The 18,923-nt window shown below is 69.4% G+C and carries 18 protein-coding genes and 3 tRNA genes; 12 read left to right on the forward strand and 9 right to left on the reverse strand.

Features of this window, described 5'->3' with window-relative positions; translation table 11 throughout:
* Window positions 1–151: 151 nt before the first annotated feature.
* The 3 genes from HED23_RS00910 to HED23_RS00920 all read right to left on the reverse strand — a co-directional run bounded on the left by HED23_RS00910 (window position 152) and on the right by HED23_RS00920 (window position 863).
* A tRNA-Gly gene (locus HED23_RS00910) sits at window positions 152–224 on the reverse strand.
* Window positions 225–303: 79 nt separating this feature from the next.
* A tRNA-Gly gene (locus HED23_RS00915) sits at window positions 304–375 on the reverse strand.
* Between the two features lie 152 nt (window positions 376–527).
* Complete coding sequence (locus HED23_RS00920; protein ID WP_203181557.1) at window positions 528–863, reverse strand: histone-like nucleoid-structuring protein Lsr2; 336 nt, start codon at window positions 861–863, stop codon at window positions 528–530.
* Window positions 864–1,248: 385 nt separating this feature from the next.
* Here HED23_RS00920 and purS point away from each other — a divergent pair, with 385 nt between their 5' ends.
* From purS to HED23_RS00960, 8 genes are all read left to right on the forward strand, one after another.
* Window positions 1,249–1,500, forward strand: coding sequence for a phosphoribosylformylglycinamidine synthase subunit PurS (purS, locus tag HED23_RS00925; RefSeq protein ID WP_033296931.1), 252 nt, complete (start codon window positions 1,249–1,251; stop codon window positions 1,498–1,500).
* Complete coding sequence (gene purQ / locus HED23_RS00930; protein ID WP_203181558.1) at window positions 1,497–2,177, forward strand: phosphoribosylformylglycinamidine synthase subunit PurQ; 681 nt, start codon at window positions 1,497–1,499, stop codon at window positions 2,175–2,177. The genes purS and purQ overlap by 4 nt, the downstream gene beginning before the upstream one ends.
* A complete protein-coding gene (gene purL / locus HED23_RS00935) occupies window positions 2,174–4,423 on the forward strand; it encodes a phosphoribosylformylglycinamidine synthase subunit PurL (RefSeq protein WP_203181559.1) in 2,250 nt (749 codons plus the stop codon). The genes purQ and purL overlap by 4 nt, the downstream gene beginning before the upstream one ends.
* Before the next feature lie 103 nt (window positions 4,424–4,526).
* Window positions 4,527–5,054: an ArsR/SmtB family transcription factor gene (locus HED23_RS00940; protein WP_203181560.1), complete on the forward strand. Its 528-nt coding sequence runs from the start codon at window positions 4,527–4,529 to the stop codon at window positions 5,052–5,054.
* 30 nt (window positions 5,055–5,084) lie between these two features.
* Window positions 5,085–5,909, forward strand: a complete 825-nt coding sequence (locus HED23_RS00945) for a M23 family metallopeptidase (protein WP_203181561.1) — start codon at window positions 5,085–5,087, stop codon at window positions 5,907–5,909.
* A 45-nt stretch (window positions 5,910–5,954) separates the two neighbouring features.
* Window positions 5,955–7,259 (forward strand): hypothetical protein, encoded by a 1,305-nt coding sequence (locus tag HED23_RS00950; protein WP_238441799.1) that lies wholly within the window; start codon window positions 5,955–5,957, stop codon window positions 7,257–7,259.
* A gap of 52 nt (window positions 7,260–7,311) precedes the next feature.
* Window positions 7,312–8,112 (forward strand): maleylpyruvate isomerase family mycothiol-dependent enzyme, encoded by an 801-nt coding sequence (locus HED23_RS00955; protein WP_203181562.1) that lies wholly within the window; start codon window positions 7,312–7,314, stop codon window positions 8,110–8,112.
* Between the two features lie 31 nt (window positions 8,113–8,143).
* On the forward strand, window positions 8,144–9,004 hold the full coding sequence (locus tag HED23_RS00960; protein WP_203181563.1) for an META domain-containing protein: 861 nt from the start codon (window positions 8,144–8,146) through the stop codon (window positions 9,002–9,004).
* 37 nt (window positions 9,005–9,041) lie between these two features.
* Here HED23_RS00960 and HED23_RS00965 read toward each other — a convergent pair whose 3' ends face one another.
* Together HED23_RS00965 and HED23_RS35955 are read right to left on the reverse strand one after the other, a co-directional pair.
* Window positions 9,042–10,505, reverse strand: coding sequence for a sulfatase-like hydrolase/transferase (locus tag HED23_RS00965; RefSeq protein WP_203181564.1), 1,464 nt, complete (start codon window positions 10,503–10,505; stop codon window positions 9,042–9,044).
* Window positions 10,506–10,704: 199 nt separating this feature from the next.
* Window positions 10,705–10,797: a putative leader peptide gene (locus HED23_RS35955; protein ID WP_351273646.1), complete on the reverse strand. Its 93-nt coding sequence runs from the start codon at window positions 10,795–10,797 to the stop codon at window positions 10,705–10,707.
* 495 nt (window positions 10,798–11,292) lie between these two features.
* Here HED23_RS35955 and purF point away from each other — a divergent pair, with 495 nt between their 5' ends.
* Together purF and purM are read left to right on the forward strand one after the other, a co-directional pair.
* On the forward strand, window positions 11,293–12,819 hold the full coding sequence (gene purF / locus HED23_RS00970; RefSeq protein WP_203181565.1) for an amidophosphoribosyltransferase: 1,527 nt from the start codon (window positions 11,293–11,295) through the stop codon (window positions 12,817–12,819).
* A gap of 60 nt (window positions 12,820–12,879) precedes the next feature.
* Window positions 12,880–13,953, forward strand: coding sequence for a phosphoribosylformylglycinamidine cyclo-ligase (purM, locus tag HED23_RS00975; RefSeq protein WP_203181566.1), 1,074 nt, complete (start codon window positions 12,880–12,882; stop codon window positions 13,951–13,953).
* A gap of 150 nt (window positions 13,954–14,103) precedes the next feature.
* Here purM and HED23_RS00980 read toward each other — a convergent pair whose 3' ends face one another.
* Together HED23_RS00980 and HED23_RS00985 are read right to left on the reverse strand one after the other, a co-directional pair.
* The gene (locus HED23_RS00980; RefSeq protein WP_033296941.1) at window positions 14,104–14,361 is read right to left on the reverse strand and encodes a DUF3073 domain-containing protein; all 258 of its coding nucleotides are present in this window, start codon (window positions 14,359–14,361) and stop codon (window positions 14,104–14,106) included.
* 369 nt (window positions 14,362–14,730) lie between these two features.
* Window positions 14,731–15,822: a Leu/Phe/Val dehydrogenase gene (locus HED23_RS00985; RefSeq protein ID WP_203181567.1), complete on the reverse strand. Its 1,092-nt coding sequence runs from the start codon at window positions 15,820–15,822 to the stop codon at window positions 14,731–14,733.
* A 174-nt stretch (window positions 15,823–15,996) separates the two neighbouring features.
* Here HED23_RS00985 and HED23_RS00990 point away from each other — a divergent pair, with 174 nt between their 5' ends.
* Together HED23_RS00990 and bldC are read left to right on the forward strand one after the other, a co-directional pair.
* Entirely contained in the window at window positions 15,997–16,836 is an 840-nt protein-coding gene (locus tag HED23_RS00990; protein ID WP_203181568.1) for a hypothetical protein, read from the forward strand.
* Window positions 16,837–17,497: 661 nt separating this feature from the next.
* The gene (gene bldC / locus HED23_RS00995; protein ID WP_003949541.1) at window positions 17,498–17,704 is read left to right on the forward strand and encodes a developmental transcriptional regulator BldC; all 207 of its coding nucleotides are present in this window, start codon (window positions 17,498–17,500) and stop codon (window positions 17,702–17,704) included.
* A 547-nt stretch (window positions 17,705–18,251) separates the two neighbouring features.
* Here bldC and HED23_RS35960 read toward each other — a convergent pair.
* Together HED23_RS35960 and HED23_RS01005 are read right to left on the reverse strand one after the other, a co-directional pair.
* Window positions 18,252–18,704 carry a DUF6274 family protein gene (locus HED23_RS35960; protein ID WP_203187769.1) on the reverse strand — a complete coding sequence of 151 codons (453 nt, stop codon included), beginning with the start codon at window positions 18,702–18,704 and terminating at the stop codon, window positions 18,252–18,254.
* A gap of 142 nt (window positions 18,705–18,846) precedes the next feature.
* Window positions 18,847–18,921 (reverse strand) — tRNA-Asp (locus tag HED23_RS01005).
* Window positions 18,922–18,923: the final 2 nt, after the last annotated feature.

The raw sequence follows: 18,923 nt of genomic DNA on the forward strand, positions 1-18,923 counted from the left end.
CACAGCTGTCACCGGTCATGATTCAAGACTTCCGCAGGCCCAGGGCCGGGAGCAGTGCGCGCTGTCATCACTGCTCATGACGAACGTCATGTGTCGGCAATCGGAAACGCCAAAGGCCCCGGTCGATATCGACCGGGGCCTTTGAATCAAGAGCGGACGACCAGGTTCGAACTGGCGACCTCAACCTTGGCAAGGTTGCGCTCTACCAACTGAGCTACGTCCGCATTGCTGCCACTCGGCTTTCACCGGTGGAGCGCTCACTACTCTACCTGATCCACTGAGTGGTCCGGTAAGGCAGTGCAGAGCGGGTGACAGGAATTGCACACTGCGCCTTCCCCCTGGAAGGGGGATGTTCTACTACTGAACTACACCCGCACGCTGCGTCGGACCCGGCTTTTCGGCCTTGCCCTTCGGCGTGCTCCAGACTCTAGCCGACCTGCAGGGGTGTTGTGCAAGTCGGCTCCCCGAGGTGTCGCTCCGGGGCTCGGCGGACGCCGGAGCGGAAGCGAACATTCCGGGCGCACGGTTCAACTGGCCGCGTTGAACGCCTCGTAGACCTTCTTGGGGATCCGGCCGCGGGCCGGCACCTCCATCCGGTGCGAGCGGGCCCAGGCGCGCACGGCCGCGGGGTCCGGCGCGAGCGACGTGTGGTGGTACGACACCGGAGCCTTGCCGTGCTTGCCGGGTTTTGTCTGCTTTCGGCCGGCCGCCACGTACGGGGCCAGTGTCTTCCGCAGTTTCTTTGCATTGGCGGGATTGAGGTCGATCTCGTACGACTTCCCGTCCAGGGCGAAGGTGACCGTTTCCGCCGCTTCTCCCCCGTCGATGTCGTCGGAGAGCGTAACCACTACACGCTGAGCCACGGATATCGGTCCTTTCCTACGGCATCGTCGCGCCTGACATGCGCGGATGCCGGCCTTCCGGCGGCTGGGCGGATACGGATCGACTGCTGTCGACTGTTCCGGGGCAATCGTGCTTTCCCGGGTATTCATTTGTACAGCGGCGGGAGCCGCATTGTGAAGCCCGGTCAATTGCATCCGCGTGTTGCCGTCACGTCCTCGCGTGCAATCCGGGTGAAGATTTTTTCCCAGAATTTTTCCTGGGTGCCGTTGCCTCCGATATCTCGCCGTGATCGGGGTCGGATGATATCTACCCGCGTAGAATTTCTGGCCAGGTAGGCTGAGTGGACCCGCGGGGATCTGGGGAACCCCTCGGAGACACAGCCGCACCACACCACCGGGAGTGCCAGTGGCACGCGTCGTAGTCGACGTCATGCTCAAGCCGGAGATCCTCGACCCGCAGGGACAGGCTGTGCAGCGCGCACTGCCCCGTCTCGGCTTCGACGGAATCGCGGACGTTCGTCAGGGAAAGCGTTTCGAGCTCGAGGTCGAGGGGCCGGTCGACGATGCCGCCCTCGCCCGTATTAACGAGATGGCCGAGACCTTCCTCGCCAACACCGTCATCGAGGACTTCACCGTCAAGGTGGAGGAGGAGAAGTGACCACCCGTATCGGCGTCGTCACTTTTCCCGGCACGCTCGACGACCAGGACAGCCTGCGGGCCGTACGGATCGCGGGTGCCGAGCCCGTATCCCTCTGGCACCGCGACAAGGACCTGCACCAGGTCGACGCGGTCATCCTCGCGGGCGGATTCAGTTACGGCGACTATCTGCGCGCCGGTGCCATCTCACGTTTCTCGCCGGTGATGGAGACGGTCATCGAGCAGGCGAAGGCCGGTCTGCCGGTCCTCGGTATCTGCAACGGTTTCCAGATCCTGACCGAGGCGCATCTGCTGCCCGGCGCGATGCTGCGCAACAACCACCTCCACTTCATCTGCCGCGACCAGAAGCTGCGGGTGGAGAACGCGGAGACCGCCTGGACCTCGGACTACACGGCGGGCCAGGAGATCTCCGTACCGCTGAAGAACGTGGACGGCAGGTACACCGCCGACGAGCGCACGCTCGACGAGCTGGAGGCCGAGGGCCGCGTCGCCTTCCGTTACGCCGACGTCAACCCGAACGGCTCGCTGCGCGACATCGCGGGCATCACCAACGCCACGGGCAACGTCGTCGGTCTGATGCCGCACCCGGAGCACGCCGTCGAGCCGCTGATCGGCACCGGTCGCACCGACGGCCTGGGTTTCTTCACCTCGATCATCAAGAAGCTGGTCAACGCATGAGCCTGGACACGGTCAAGCACGCGGCCGAAACCCCGGACGCCGGACAGCCCTGGAAGGAGCTCGGCCTCAAGGAGGACGAGTACGCCCGGATCCGCGAGATCCTGGGCCGCCGTCCCACCGGTGCCGAGCTCGCCATGTACTCCGTGATGTGGTCCGAGCACTGCTCCTACAAGAGCAGCAAGGTCCACCTCAAGCAGTTCGGCGAGAAGGTCCCCGCCAACGACGCGATGCTCGTCGGCATCGGCGAGAACGCCGGTGTGGTCGACGTCGGCCAGGGCTACGCGGTCACCTTCAAGGTCGAGTCGCACAACCACCCCTCGTACATCGAGCCCTACCAGGGCGCGGCCACCGGCGTCGGCGGCATCGTCCGCGACATCCTGGCCATGGGTGCCCGCCCGATCGCGGTCGTCGACCCGCTGCGCTTCGGTGCGGCCGACCACCCCGACACCCGGCGCGTCCTGCCGGGCATCGTCGCGGGCATCGGCGGCTACGGAAACTGCCTCGGCCTGCCGAACATCGGCGGCGAGGTCGTCTTCGACGCCTGCTACCAGGGCAACCCGCTCGTCAACGCCGGCTGCATCGGCGTGATGAAGCACGAGGACATCCACCTGGCCCAGGCTTCCGGCCCCGGCAACAAGGTGATCCTCTACGGTGCCCGCACCGGTGGCGACGGCATCGGCGGCGTCTCCGTGCTGGCCTCGGAGACCTTCGACGACACCAAGCCCACGAAGCGCCCCGCCGTGCAGGTCGGTGACCCGTTCCAGGAGAAGCTCCTCATCGAGTGCACCCTGGAGATCTTCAAGGAGAAGCTCGTCGCGGGCATCCAGGACCTCGGCGGCGCCGGGCTCTCCTGCGCCACGAGCGAGCTGGCCTCCGCGGGCTCCGGCGGTATGCGCGTCGAGCTGGACACCGTGCCGCTGCGCGACTCCTCCCTCTCGCCCGAGGAAATCCTCATGAGCGAGTCGCAGGAGCGCATGTGCGCGATCGTCGAGCCGCAGCACGTGGACCGTTTCATGGAGATCTGCGAGAAGTGGGATGTCATCGCCACCGTCATCGGTGAGGTGACCGAGGGCTCTCAGCTGGAGATCTTCTGGCACGGCGAGCAGATCGTGGACGTACCGCCGCGGTCCGTCGCCCACGAGGGTCCGACGTACCACCGCCCGTTCGCCCGTCCCTCCTGGCAGGACGCGCTCCAGGCCGACGACGCCGGCGTTCTGGCCCGTCCGGCGAACGGCGCGGAGCTGCGTGAGCAGGTCCTCAAGCTGGTCGGCTCCCCGAACCAGGCCTCCAAGTCCTGGATCACCGACCAGTACGACCGCTTCGTGCAGGGCAACACCGTGCTGGCGATGCCCGAGGACGCCGGCATGGTCCGGATCGACGAGAAGTCGAACCTGGGTGTCGCCATGGCGACCGACGGCAACGGCCGCTACGCCAAGCTCGACCCCTACACGGGTGCGCAGCTCGCTCTGGCGGAGTCCTACCGCAACGTCGCGGCGTCCGGCGCCAAGCCGCTCGCCATCTCGGACTGCCTGAACTTCGGTTCGCCCGAGGACCCGGACGTCATGTGGCAGTTCGCCGAGGCCACCCGTGGTCTCGCGGACGGCTGCCTGGAGCTGGGCACCCCGGTGACGGGCGGCAACGTCTCGCTGTACAACCAGACCGGTGAGACGGCGATCCACCCGACGCCGGTCGTGGCCGTCCTCGGTGTGATCGACGACGTCACCCGGCGCACCCCGGTCGCGTTCGCCGAAGAGGGCCAGCTGCTCTACCTCCTGGGTGACACCCACGAGGAGTTCGGCGGTTCGGCCTGGTCCGAGGTCATCCACCAGCACCTCGGCGGCATGCCGCCGAAGGTGGACCTGGGCCGCGAGAAGCTGCTCGGCGAGATCCTGATCTCCGCCTCCCGCGACGGCATGATCGACGCGGCGCACGACCTCTCCGACGGCGGCCTGATCCAGGCGGTCACCGAGTCCTGCCTGCGCGGCGGGAAGGGTGCCCGGCTGGTCGTCCCGGACGGGCTGGACGCCTTCACCTTCCTGTTCTCGGAGTCGGCGGGCCGCGCGGTCGTCTCGATTCCGCGCAGCGAGGAGCTCCGCTTCAACGACATGTGCGGTGCGCGGGGTCTGCCCGTGGCCCGGATCGGTGTCGTGGACGGCGAGGAGATCGAGATCCAGGGCGAGTTCAGCATTCCGCTGAGCGAGCTGCGCACGGCGCACGAGGGGACCCTGGAGGGTCTGTTCGCCTAAATTTCTGCCTGTACCGAAGCCCTCGTCCGGGTCGACCGGACGGGGGCTTCGGCATTTCACGACGCTGTTGATTGATTTTACGTAAATACGTAAGGTGGATGCCATGGGGCTCGAGGAGCGCGTTGCCGAACTGGAGCGCCGCCTCGCGGTGCTGGAGTCGGCTGCCGCGGAGAGCGCGAAGCCGGAGCTGGGTGTCGGGGACTTCTGGGCGCTGGACGGGCTGAAGGACCAGCTCGGACAGGTCGGGGAGGCCGCAGCCGACGGCGGAGTGCTGTTCACGGGTGCGGTGACGCTGCCGGCCGGTGAACGGTTCGAGTGGCAGTACGGCGCACTCACCGCGGGGCTCCTGGGTACGGACGAGGACCGACCGGACTGGGCGGACGCCGCCGAACCGCTGGCAGCGCTCGGCCATCCGATAAGGCTCCGGCTGCTCCGCGAGATCCTCGCGGGACGGCGGACGGCCGCCGAACTGGCCGGTCTCGACGAGACGGGAACGACCGGTCAGATCTACCACCACCTGCGCCTGCTGACCGTGGCGGGCTGGCTGCACACGACGGGGCGTGGGCGCTACGAGGTACCCGGACCCCGGGTGGTGCCGCTTCTGGTGGTCCTTACGGCCGCCCGGCCCTGAGACCCGCACGCCGAGACCTGGGGGGACCACATGTCCGTACGGAAAGCCGCGATGATCCTCTACCGCTGCTGCTGGCTCGCGTTCGTCGTACTGGTGCTGGTCGACGTCATCGCCGAGCCGCTGATTCCGTTCGGGCTGGTCTTCGTGCCGGCTGCGGCCGCGATCCTCATCGGCCTCCTGGTGGGCCGCCGCAGCCGCGCGGACCTGGCGAAGGACCGGCCTGCGGTCGAGGTGGAGCCGCCGGTCACCGGGCGCTGGACGGCGCTCAACAGCCCGGCCGGCAAGGTCCCCAGCCACGGCACCCACGGCTACGGGCAGTCCTACGCGATCGACATCGTCGCCGACCCCGAGGAGGGGAGCCGTCCCCCCTTCCGCCCGCTGTGGCCGGTCGCCCGGCCCAACAGCGACTTCCCGGCCTTCGGCGCCCCGTTCGTCGCGGTGGCGGACGCCACGGTCGTGCACGCGAGCGACGGCATGCGCGATCACCTCAGCCGGAACTCCGGCCCCGCGCTGGCGTATCTGATGCTGGTGGAGGCTTCCGTGCGCGACATGGCGGGCGCCCACCGGATCTTCGGCAACCACGTCGTGCTCGACCTCGGCGACGGGACGTACGCCGCGTACGCCCATGTCCGGCGCGGCTCCCTCCAGGTCAAGGCGGGGGACACCGTCCGGGCCGGACAGCTGATCGCCCGCTGCGGGAACTCCGGCAACTCCACCGAGCCGCATGTGCACTTCCAGCTGATGGATCACCCGGACCTCGATGTGGCGCGGGGGATCCCCTTCACCTGGCGGGGTGTCGGCGTACCGGCCAACGGTGAGGCGTTCGTGGCGGGAGAGGTTGTCGGCAGCGGCTGATAGCTTGCGAGGCGCCACACAGTCGGGCGCTGTACGGGGGCGAAGATGGATGACGGCACGCGCGGTGCACCACTCTCAGCCGCTGAAGGTCCGGCCGGTGCGCCACTCGGCGCCGCGGACGGACCGGCCGGTCGAGGGCGACTGCGAACCGTCCTGAACACCGCGTTCGTCCTGCTCGCCGTGGCGGGGATCGGCCTCAGCCTGTGGGCACTCGTCATGGAGGTGCTCGACCTCCGCGCCCGTGCCGAGAGCCGTGGGCGCATAGAGGCGGGGTGCGGTGGACTCGTCGATCCCGACCGGGTGCTGGCGCTGCACGGTGGCATCGACCGGGTGGAGATGTCCGACCGCCACCGCATCACCCCCGGGCGGGACGACAGCAGCTGCGTGGTCTACCGGGTGGGTGACCCGGGGACGACGTACGGGCACTTCTCGCTCGGCCTCACCCTGTCCCCGTCGAACCCGAACGCCGACGAACGCCTGGTGAAGGTGGACCACGAGCCCTTCGATTACTTCGCCGCTGGGAACAGGGACGACGCCACGGCGGTGGCGCAGTACTCGCTGCCGCACCCGCTGGGCGACGGCTCGCTGGGTGAGTACGACGCCGGCACGGTGACGGCCAGGGCCGTGTGTGAGGACGGCGGCCGCATCTCCTCCGTCGATGCCGAGGTCGCGGCCTGGCATGACCGTCCTCTCACGTCCGAGGACCGCCGTCAGCTCTCCGGCCTGGCCCGCCAGGCTGTGGAGCGGGCCGCGGCGGAGAACGGCTGCCGGGCCCGGCTTCCCGAGGTGCCCTCCGCGTTTCCCCGGCCGAGGACGGCACTCGGTCCCGCTGCCGAAGCGGGCGGCACCTGCGCCTGGTTCGGGCGTCACGCGGCCGTCCAGGGACGAGGGGAGCTTCCCGACCGGGCGCTCGCCGCACCTGCCGGGAAGGCGAGTGCCCACGACTCCTGCCTGCTGGCGATGAGCCCGGAGGGCACCGAGAGGATCTGGCCGGCGTACGAGAGGAGCACGCCGCACCCCAGGGATCTCGACAAGGCGCTGACCCTGTCCCCGCTGTGGTTGCAGACGGACACCTTGGTGGGCGACGGCACGAGAGGACTGCGGACCGGCGTGGCGAGCAGGACCCCGGTCCGTCCCGGGACCGCGGGATCGGCCGACGGCACCTGGTGGGCGTCCTCCGTCTGCGGCGGCAGGCCCGCCGTGCACCTGATGCAGGTGTCCTACCCGTACGGCGACATACTCCGTGACCAGCTGGAGCCCTTGTTCCGGGCGTACGTCGAGGACGCCACCGGGCGCCGGGGCTGCACCGGGCTCACCATTCCCGAGACCTCGGACTTCGCCGGGAGTTGAGCGTCCGCGCGGAGGGAGCACGTTGTCACAGGGCACGGCTAGTCTCGCCCGTATGCCCCCGGCCAAGAAGCGCCCGCGCGCCTATGACCCCAGCCGGACCCGAACCGCGGTCCTGGCGCAGTTCGACCGTGTCCGCGAGGCGGTGTCCGCCCTCACGGAGGAGCAGCTGGCGGGCCCGTCCGGACTGGCGGAGTGGACCGTGCGGGACCTCGCCGCGCATGTGGCCATGGCGCTGGAGCGGGTAAGCCGTGAATTGGAGTCGCCGGCGCCGCCCGGTGCCAAGCCGCAGCTCACCCTGCTGGAGTGGCCCTTCTCCACGGCGGTTCGGGCCGCGGACATCGCGGACGACGCCAGGGCTGCCGCCACCGCCCGGCCCGGTCTCGAAGCGCTGTACGAGGAGACGGCGACCCGCTTCACGGAGCTGGTGCCCGCCGACGCCGGCGACCGGCTGGTGACGACCCGGTCCGGGACGATGAGGCTGGGCGACTTCCTGGTGACCCGCACCGTCGAATTGGTCGTCCACACCGACGATCTTCACCGGGCGACCGGCCTCGACATCCCGTACGACCGTCAGGCGCTCGCCGCCTGCACCCGGCTGCTCGCCGACGCGCTCGCCGACAAGGCGCCCGGCGGCTCCGTCGAGGTGCGCGTCCCGCCTTTCGCCGTGGTCCAGTGCATCGGCGGGCCCAAGCACACCCGGGGCACGCCGCCCAACGTCGTGGAGACGGACCCGCTCACCTGGATCCGCCTGGCGACAGGCCGCGCACTGTGGACGGAGGTGCTCGAATCCGCGCAGGTCAGCGCCAGTGGTGAGCGGGCCGACCTGGCCCCGCTGCTCCCTCTGTTGGGCTGAAGGGAACCGACTCGGCCGGTCGTTCCGTCCCATGGCCATGCGCAAACAACGTATGGCTGTCAGCGTCCTGGCCGTCCTGGCCACCCTCACCCTTGCCGCCTGCGGTACGGAGTCGGGCTCCGGAGCGGAATCCGGGGACTCCGGGGACTCCGGGGACGGCAGCGGCACCGTACGGACCGAACCGTCCATGACCGGTGTCCACTGGAACGTTTCCTCCCTGACCGTGGGCGGGAAGAAGACCGCCGCCCCGGCCGGCGCGCACGTCGAGATCGACTCCGAGGGGAAGGCCACCGGCAATCTCGGCTGCAACCGGTTCACGGCCGATGTCAGCCTCGACGGTGACAAGGTCACGGTCGGGCGGGGCACCACCACCGGGATGGCGTGCGCGAAGGACGTCCAGCAGTTCGAGAACGCGATGGGCAAGGCCTTCCACGGCGAGCTCACGGCCGCCGTGTCGGGGCGGAGCGACGAGAAGACCCTGACCCTGACCACGGCGCAGGGCGATTCGATCGCCCTCAGCTCCGAGCCCCCGGCCCCGCTCGCCGGCACCGCCTGGAAGGTCACCGGACTCGTGTCCGGCAGCGCCGCCACCTCCCTGCCCGCCGGTGCCGAGGGCAAGGCGCACCTCACCTTCGGCAAGGACGGCACGGTGGAGGGGAACCTCGGCTGCAACTCGTTCCACGGCAAGGCGACGGTCTCCGGCTCCACGCTCACCTTCGGTCCGCTCGCCTCCACCCGGAAGATGTGCCCGGGCCCCGAGATGGAGCTGGAGCGGGCGCTGCAGGGCGTGTTGGAGGGCAGGACGACGTACGGGATCGATCACCGCTCGCTGTCGATCGAGGCGGAGAGCGGAAAGGGGCTCGGGGCGTCCGCCCCGGCGGCCGAGGGCTGACCGGCCGGGGCTCGTCCGCACGGGACGGCGAGGTGCGTCAGGACCCCGTGGGATACGGGAGCAGGCCGGAGTTCGTCTTCTCCCACGATGCCCGCAGCTCGGCCACACGCTTCGGCTCGGCCGCCGCGCGGTCGGCCTGTTCGCGCTGGTCGTCGGCCAGGTTGAACAGCTGGTCGGCCCCGCTCTTCCCTCGGTAGTACTTCCAGTCGCCGCGCCGCAGCGCCCGCTCCCCGCGCACCCGCCAGAACAGGTCACGTTCCTTCGGGGCCTCGTCACGCAGCAGGTACCCCGCGAGGCTGACGCCGTCCAGCGGGTGGGCGGGGTCGGGCCGCGCCCCACCGAGCTCCAGCAGGGTGGCGGTCCAGTCGGGGGAGAACACCGGGAGGTCGCTGACCTGCTGACCGTCGATGCGCGCGGGCCAGCGCAGCACCGAGGGGATACGGATGCCGCCCTCCTGGAGCGAGCTCTTGTTGCCGGACAGCGGCCAGTTGTAGGAAAACCGTTCGCCGCCGTTGTCGCTGGCGAAGAACACCAGCGTGTCCTCCTCCTGCCCGGACCGCTTCAGCGCCTTCAGCACCTCGCCGACGGAGCGGTCCAGGTCCTCGACCATTTCCGTGTACTTCTCGACCGAACCGCCGTCGGCGTTCCACAGGGCGCCCCGGTCGCCCGCCTTGATCCGGCGGACGATCTCGGCACTGGCCTCCGTGTCGCCGTCGGCGATCCACGGCCAGTGCGGGGTGGTGAAGTTCAGGTTGAGCAGCCACGGCTTGTCGTGGTCACGCTGCACGTAGTCGCTCGCGCGCTCCGTCAGGACCCGGGTGTAGTAGCGCAGGTCCTTGTACTCGGCATCGCCCTCGTACAGGTCGTACTCGCCTCCCAGGCCGAGCTTGGAGTAGTACTCCAGGGCTCCGCCGAAGTTGCCGAAGAACTCGTCGTAGCCCGACTTGGTCGGGCTGTAGTCCGGCAGGTATCCGCAGTGCCACTTGCCGATCAGCGCGGTCGAGTAGCCGGCGCCGCGCAGCAGGGAGGCCAGCGTCGGGTGCGTGGGCTCCAGTCCCACCGACCTGTCGGCGATGGGCTCCGCGAGTCCGCCCTTCGTACGCCCCGGATAGCGCCCCGTGTAGAGGCTGAACCGGGTGGGGGAGCAGGTGGCCGACCCGGAGTAGGAATCGGTGAAGCGGACGCCCTGCCGCCCGAGCCTGTCCAGGTTGGGCGTCCGGATGTGCGGTGCCCCGTACGAGGAGAGATCCGCCCAGCCGAGGTCGTCGCCGAGGATGAACAGGATGTTGGGGCGGCGCGAGTGCTTGCCACGGACGGCGCGGAACGGGCGCTCCCGTGTCGCGTTCCCGGAGGCGGTCCCGGCAGCGGCGGCCGCCGGGACCGCGGCCTGTATCCCGGCGGCGGTGGCGGCGGTCGCGCCCACGGCGGTGGTGAAGGCGCGTCGGCTCAGCGGTGAGCCGGAACGTCTGTTCGAACCTGTATTCGAATCGCGAGAGGTCATGAGGTCTCCAGGGAGGGCCTCGGGCGCCGGTCGGTGAACGGGGCGCGAGGGGGATGGGCGCGGCCACCCCGTGCATGAGGGCGCGCGGACGGGCGCGCCCGGTCACGAGGGGGCGAAGAGGGGGAAGAGTGGAAACGCGGGCACGCATACCGGAGTTGGGGGCGAAGGCCCTACGAGAGGCTCCGGGGGCGCGGCAGGCTCAGGCGCAGCGACAGATGGCGCTCGCGACACGTCCCAGATCGACGTGGCGGCGCTCCACGAGCGTGACCGAAAGATCACCGAGGGGCTGCATGAGGAAGGAGCCTGCCAACGGCCCATGGGCCTGTCAACGGTGGTCTCGAACTGCGGACGGCCGTCCTGTACTCCCGGCCCTCCTCGCTCCGGCGCCGACAGCGGGCCGGCCGGACCGTCCCGCGAGTGGGTGCGGGCGGCTCCGGCGGGGCTCGCAGGTTCTCGGCCGGGGTCCCGGGGTGTGAGGCTCGCCACGAAACGAGCGTTCGGCCACCGTCCGCTCCGCGAGGTCTCCCGGCTCACCCAGTGCCACGACGCGGGTGGTGCCGGTGCGGTGCGGCCGAGGTCCCGACCGGCCGGTAACCGCCGCCTGTCCCGGCCGTCGCCCGCTCCGCGCCGTCCCGGGCCTGAGTGGGGGCGCGCTCATGATCACTCCGGGTGACCGTCCGACCTCGGTGACGGTCCTCGCCGAAACCGCCCTCCGGCCCGGTCCCCGACCGGTGCCGGGCCGTCACCCAATTCGGACCGGTGGTCGATCTCGCCTACACTCGGTGGCGTGCCTCGTGGTGATGGACGACTCAACCACGACCTGCTCCCCGGAGAGAAGGGCCCCCAGGACGCTTGCGGCGTCTACGGTGTCTGGGCTCCGGGCGAAGAGGTCGCCAAGCTCACCTATTTCGGACTGTATGCCCTGCAGCACCGTGGACAGGAGTCCGCGGGCATCGCAGTGAGCAACGGGTCCCAGATCCTGGTCTTCAAGGACATGGGACTGGTCTCGCAGGTCTTCGACGAAACGTCTCTGGGATCGCTCCAGGGCCATATCGCGGTCGGTCATGCCCGCTACTCCACCACCGGTGCCTCGGTGTGGGAGAACGCGCAGCCGACGTTCCGTGCCACCGCGCACGGCTCGATCGCCCTGGGTCACAACGGCAACCTGGTCAATACGGCCCAGCTCGCGGAGATGGTCGCCGACCTTCCTCGCAAGGACGGCCGTGCCACCCAGGTCGCGGCGACCAACGACACCGATCTGGTGACGGCGCTGCTCGCCGGCCAGAGAGATGACGACGACAAGCCGCTCACCATCGAGGAGGCCGCCGCAAAGGTGCTCCCCGAGGTCAAGGGCGCCTTCTCGCTCGTCTTCATGGACGAGCACACCCTCTACGCCGCGCGCGACCCGCAGGGCATCCGCCCTCTGGTCCTCGGCCGGCTGGAGCGTGGCTGGGTGGTGGCCTCCGAGTCCGCCGCCCTCGACATCTGCGGTGCCAGCTTCGTGCGCGAGATCGAGCCGGGCGAGCTCGTCGCCATCGACGAGAACGGCCTGCGCACCTCACGCTTCGCAGAAGCGAAGCCCAAGGGCTGTGTCTTCGAGTACGTGTACCTGGCTCGTCCCGACACCGACATCGCCGGGCGGAACGTCTACCTCTCCCGGGTGGAGATGGGCCGGAAACTGGCGGCCGAGGCTCCCGTCGAGGCCGATCTGGTCATCGCGACGCCTGAATCCGGAACCCCCGCTGCCATCGGCTACGCCGAGGCGAGCGGAATTCCGTTCGGGGCCGGACTCGTCAAGAACGCCTACGTGGGCCGGACCTTCATCCAGCCTTCGCAGACCATCCGGCAGCTGGGTATCCGGCTCAAGCTCAATCCCCTCAAGGAAGTCATCAAGGGCAAGCGCCTGGTGGTCGTCGACGACTCGATCGTCCGCGGCAACACCCAGCGAGCCCTGGTGAGGATGCTCCGCGAGGCGGGAGCCGCCGAGATCCACATCCGGATCTCCTCCCCGCCCGTGAAGTGGCCCTGCTTCTTCGGCATCGACTTCGCGACGCGCGCCGAACTGATCGCCAACGGCATGTCCGTGGAGGAGATCGCCACCTCCATGGGTGCCGACTCCCTCTCGTACATCTCGCTCGACGCGATGGTCGAGGCGACGACGATCGCCAAGCCGAATCTGTGCCGCGCCTGCTTCGACGGCGAATACCCGATGGAGCTCCCGGACCCGGAGCTGCTCGGCAAGCAGCTGCTGGAGACCGAGCTGGCGGCCGGCCCCGCCGCGACCGCGGCGGCGGACGCGCTGCGTCGTCCGTGATCCGGACCGACCGGCTGCTTCCCCACCAGCCCCGTATTCCCACACGAAAGATCCCGGGCAATGTCTGAGACAACAGGTGCTTCCTACGCTGCGGCGGGCGTCGACATCGAAGCCGGTGACCGCGCCGTCGAGCTGATGAAGGAGTGGGTGAAGAAGACGCAGCGCCCCGAGGTCGCGGGCCTCGGCGGTCTCGGCGGATTCGCCGGCCTCTTCGACGCCTCGGCGCTCAAGCGTTACGAGCGTCCGCTGCTCGCCTCCGCCACCGACGGTGTCGGCACGAAGGTCGATCTGGCCCGTCAGATGGGCGTGTACGACACCATCGGCCACGACCTCGTCGGCATGGTCGTGGACGACCTGGTCGTCTGTGGCGCGGAACCGCTCTTCATGACCGACTACATCTGTGTCGGCAAGGTGCATCCCGAGCGTGTCGCGGCCATCGTGAAGGGCATCGCCGAGGGCTGTGTCCTCGCGGGCTGCGCACTGGTCGGCGGCGAGACGGCGGAGCACCCGGGCCTGCTGGGCCCCGACGACTTCGACGTCGCCGGCGCCGGTACGGGCGTGGTCGAGGCGGACCGGCTGCTGGGCCCGGACCGTATCCGTAAGGGTGACGCCGTGATCGCCATGGCCTCGTCGGGTCTTCACTCGAACGGGTACTCGCTCGTGCGCCACGTGGTCTTCGACCGGGCCGGCTGGACCCTGGACCGCCAGGTCGAGGAGTTCGGCAGGACGCTCGGCGAGGAGCTCCTGGAGCCCACCAGGATCTACTCCCTGGACTGTCTCGCGCTCACCCGCACGACCGAGGTGCACGGCTTCAGCCACGTCACCGGCGGTGGCCTGGCCAACAACCTGGCCCGGGTGATCCCGGACGGGCTGCACGCGACGGTCGACCGTGCCACCTGGACGCCCGGAGCCGTGTTCGACCTGGTCGGCAAGGCCGGGCAGGTCGAACAGCTGGAGCTGGAGAAGACCCTCAACATGGGCGTCGGCATGATCGCGATCGTGCCGGCCGACTCCGTGGACGCGGCTCTGACGACGCTGGCCGACCGGGGTGTCGACTCCTGGGTGGCAGGCGAGATCACCGAGCGCGGCGACCACGTCACGGGTGCCGAGCTGACCGGAAGCTACGCACGGTAGAACGCTTCGGCCGCCGGTCCGGCACACCATCGGACCGGCGGCAGGCGGCCCCGCCCGGCAGGTCAGGGGGAGCTGCCAGTCCGTCCGTACCGGGACAACACAGAACCCGGTCCGGGCAGGCCCGGACCGGGTTGATGTGTCAGCGCGAGGTCAAGCGCCGCGGCGCTGTGACGACGGACCGGACTGGTCGTCCTCGTCCGCATCCTCGTCGTCGTTGTACTGATCCGCGTACTGTGCGTACGGGTCATCTTCCTCGTCGTCGTCCTCGAACGGTTCGGCGTTCGGTGGTTGACTCGAAGGTGATGCGCCCAGCTCATTGGCCAGACGCGACAGGTCTGTCCCGCCGCTGCTGTACTTCAGCTGACGGGCGACCTTGGTCTGCTTGGCCTTTGCCCGGCCGCGCCCCATGGCTCGACCCCCTCGGTGACGGGGCTCGACGGCCCCAGAGTCTTGACACGCGTTCATGTTTCAGGACGGACTCTCAGCAGAGAGACCGCGCCCGTGGCTTTAACGGTACCTGCTTCCTCGGCCATACGGTACGCCGCCCGCATCACGCGCCTGCTCGCAGGACCGCAGAGGAGCCCGTCCTCACTGGTCAAGCCCGATTTTAACCTCTTGTGGACGGCCGACCCGCCGACCGGAGTGAGTCTTGTCTCCCTGGTGGTCCGCCGGCCTCCGGGCAGCGGCCCGCCGCCTCTCCCGCTGCCCGTGCGAGGCCTTCCGTCACCGGGTTCTCCGTACGGGCCGGTGACGGCGGCCTGACATCGCGGTGACGCGTCAGCGACGGCGCGCGTCCGCCATCCGCTGTTCGGCGATCCGGTCGGCCGCCGCGGCCGGCGGAATCCCATCCGCCTTCGCACGTGCGAATATGGCCAGCGTGGTGTCGAAGATCTTCGCGGCTTTCGCCTTGCACCGGTCGAAGTCGAAGCCATGGAGCTCGTCGGCGACCTGGATCACGCCACCGGCGTTCACCACGTAGTCAGGTGCGTACAGAACCGATCGGTCGGCAAGGTCCTTCTCGATGCCAGGGTGCGCGAGCTGGTTGTTGGCCGCCCCGCACACCACCTGGGCGGTGAGCACGGGAACGCTCTCGTCGCTCAGCGCGCCGCCCAGCGCGCAGGGGGCGTAGATGTCGAGCCCCTCGGTGCGGATCAGGGCGTCCGTGTCGACGGCGACGGAGACCTCGGGGTGAAGGTCGGTCACCCGGCGTACGGATTCGGCGCGCACATCTGTCACGACGACCTCGGCACCGTCGCTCAGCAGGTGCTCGACCAGGTGGTGTCCGACCTTGCCGACACCCGCGACACCGACCTTGCGGCCGCGCAGGGTGGGGTCGCCCCACAGGTGCTGCGCGGAGGCACGCATGCCCTGGAAGACACCGAAGGCCGTGAGGACGGACGAGTCGCCGGCGCCGCCGTTCTCGGGGGAGCGGCCGGTGGTCCAGCGGCACTCCCGGGCGACGACGTCCATGTCGGCGACGTAGGTGCCGACATCACAGGCGGTCACATAGCGGCCGCCGAGCGAGGCCACGAAGCGGCCGTAGGCGAGCAGCAGTTCGTCGGACTTGATCACGCCCGGATCGCCGATGATGACGGCCTTGCCGCCGCCGTGGTCGAGACCGGCCATGGCGTTCTTGTAGGACATGCCGCGCGACAGGTTCAGCGCGTCCGCGACGGCCTCCTCCTCGGAGGCGTACGGGTAGAAGCGGGTCCCGCCGAGGGCCGGGCCCAGGGCGGTGGAGTGGAGGGCGATGACGGCCTTGAGGCCGCTGGCGCGGTCCTGGCAGATCACGACTTGCTCGTGGCCCCCCTGATCCGAGTGGAACAGGGTGCGCAGCACGTCGACGGGTACGCCGGTCACATCGGTCACTGTGGTGACTCCCAAGTACGAAGCGGCGGGAGGACCCTCCTGAAGGTGGGGAGGGCCCGGCGGACCGGCACCTCCGGTCCGCTGGGCAAGAGCGTAAGTCCTCGTGACACGGAGATCTGTTCCCCTGCCCGGGATCACCCCCCTGTGGAGTACCGGCGTGACACGATTTACCGCATGTCGGTGGTGTCTTCGGTGCTCGTCCCTTACGCGTCCTATCTGCGGGTGTACGAGCCGCTCGTCGCCTTCCGTGAACCCGAACGGGGCCACTGGACGCGTTATGCCCGGCGCTCGGACCTCCCCACGGCCCAGGACGAACTGAGACGTTCGCTGGCCGACCTGGTTCCCACCCCTCCGGTGGCGGTGCCGGTGCACGAGAGCGGGGACGCCTTCGTCGCGGTGGTCGACGGGGCGATCTGCGTCTGCCCGTGGCGGACCCGGATGCGCGGCTGGCTGGCCATGGGTGAACTCGGGGGTCTGTTTCCGGCCACGGTGCTGGACGCGGTGCTGCCCCCGGTGGTGCGGGGACAGGCGGCCGCGGACTACGAGCGGTGGGCCGAACGGAATCCGGACGCCCGTCCCTGGATCCGGACCACGGTCTGGCACGTGCCGGTGCGCTGGTTCGTCCTGTTCGACGACGAGGAACGGGAGTACGTCGCCGGTGCCGACGGCGGCCGGCTGCTGCGCTACCGGACCCCCATGGTGCAGGCGCGACGCCGGCTGGCGAGGGCGCTGCGGACACTGCGGGAGACCGTCGACGAAGGGCCGTTGACCGAGGGGCTCGTGGAAGTGGGGCGCTGGCTGGAGGAGTTCCATCCCCGCGCCATGGTCGAGCTGGACTACGGCGGCCTGGTCCACGCGCTGAGCGGCGAGCAGCTCGCCGCGGACAGGTCGGCCGCGGATGTCGCCGAGGGCATCGCGGCGCTGCGCTCCGGGGACGGCGATGCCGCGGGTGTCGCGTACGGGCGCCTCGCCGACCGGTGGCGTGCGGTGCGTGACCTACAATCCTCCAACTAGCCCGAAGCGGTGTGAATTGGAACGCACCGTCGCATAGAGGCGCTATCCGCAGGGAAGAGACATCCTGTGAGGTGTCCGACATCCGCGGGCACCTGGGGAGCCCGGCGGAGGTGAACGGACATGTCCTGAGGGGAACTCACGGCCCGTGAGCTCGTGTCGGGTGTGACGCGTGCGACAGGTGGGACGGGAAAGCGTCCATGAGGTGGCGGGACCTAGGTCCCGAACCGGGCCTTTGCCTCAAGCGTGATGGATAGCACTAACGGGGCCCTTGCGCCCTTCCCTACTCCTCATGCCAAAATAGGACAAGGAGTCCGGGGAGGACTCTGTCCGCCCAACTTTGGGCGGAATGCTCAGCATTGCACGCTATGGGGGGTCTGACGACTTCTGATGACTCCTGATTGTCCTGTGACTGATCGTTACTGGGGCGTGACTGTCCGCTATGGCATGGTCCATCGGCTTCCGTCGCTGATGAACACCTGGGAGGGCAATTCCATCGGTTTGGCCGACGTGGCTGGACGGATGGTGTAGTTGTAGTGCCGAAGACAAGCCGTTCGTCCTATAACCGACTCGGCCCGCGTCTGCCATTTCGGGCAACGCGGGTCAAGGTGCAGAATTTAGAGGAAAGAACCGAGATGGTTCGGTTCTCCCGAGGAGGCCGCTCATGACCGCTCGCACCCCTGATGCCGAGCCGCTGCTGACCCCGGCTGAGGTCGCCACGATGTTCCGCGTGGACCCGAAGACGGTCACCCGTTGGGCAAAGGCTGGCAAGCTCACGTCCATCCGCACGCTCGGTGGGCATCGCCGGTACCGCGAGGCAGAGGTCCGCGCACTGCTTGCGGGTATTCCGCAGCAGCGCAGCGAGGCCTGACACACCCCTGTCGCCGCAGCTACAACAGGGCGCCGGAGGGTCCCCCAACCCCCAGTGTTCCCACTCATAGCTCCACACGACGGGCGCCTGCCCCAACGGGCGCCATGCCTGTGACAAGCGGGTACGTCGTTCGATCGCGCTGGACTCCGCCGGGTCCAGCGCGATCTTTTTTGTGCCCCGAGGGCCGTGCGGACGGGCGGGGAGGAATGGTGCGTGGGATGCGCCCTGCGGGATCCGGAGGTGCCCGAACGGTCCGGCCGGCCGCCCGAACCGGCCGACGGGTCGGTTTGCGGGGAGGTCCGTGCGACTGTGGGCGGGCCTGTTCGGCACTGTTCGCCCGGGTCCCGGGCGTCGTGGGCCGGCTCGGGCGGAACGGTCCGGGATGTGCTTCCGGGGCAGTGCAATTGCACATATTAAATTGGTCAGTTGTAGGAAGTGCGTAAAGTGCCCCCCTGGCAAAACTGATTCGGTGACTCCCGTCACACCGGCGTGGTCTTGCCAACTACGAGCCTGCCACTCCGGGAGGGTGCCCGGCTGCGGCAGTTGGTCATGTCGCGGGGGGACCTTCGTCCCCGGAGCGGTTCCCGGAGCGGTCCTCGGAACAGTTCGCGGCGCGCTTCCCGTCGCGGTCCTCCGCGCGGTTCCCGTCGGGGCCGCCGGGGCGTCCTGCGGAATGTTCCGCACCGGCCTCCCCGTCCGCGTCCCGTTCTCCGGCCGCGACGGCCGCTCCGGCCTCCGTGGGGAGCCGTGGCGGGGAGGTCGCGCCCGCACCCCTCGCGGGGGTTCGGGGGCGGCTCTCCGGGGCTGACGGCGACCTGGCCGCATTGCCGGGCCCTTGGGGCGCATACGGCGCCTGTGGGGCCGTCAGGGGCTCCATGGCGAGCCGCAGCAGCCGGTGGCAGATCGGACAGTGCCTTGTGAGGTGGCGGTAGCCGGATGCGGCCGCCAGGTGGGCGCGCAGCAGCGCGCGGGTCTCGTGCCTTTCCGTGGGCGCAGACATGAGTGCGGCCTCCCGGTTGACCCGGCCACCCGGCATCGAGGGGAACAAGGGTGGACTCCGTCCTACGGAGTTACCCGGGGCGCGGGCCGGCGTCAAGACGCACAGAAGCCCGGATCCAGGGGATCCGGGCTTCTGTCTACTGCGGTCCTGACGGGATTTGAACCCGCGGCCTCCACCTTGACAGGGTGGCGAGCACTCCAAACTGCTCCACAGGACCAG

The organism is Streptomyces pratensis, assembly GCF_016804005.1.
Classification (GTDB): domain Bacteria; phylum Actinomycetota; class Actinomycetes; order Streptomycetales; family Streptomycetaceae; genus Streptomyces; species Streptomyces pratensis_A.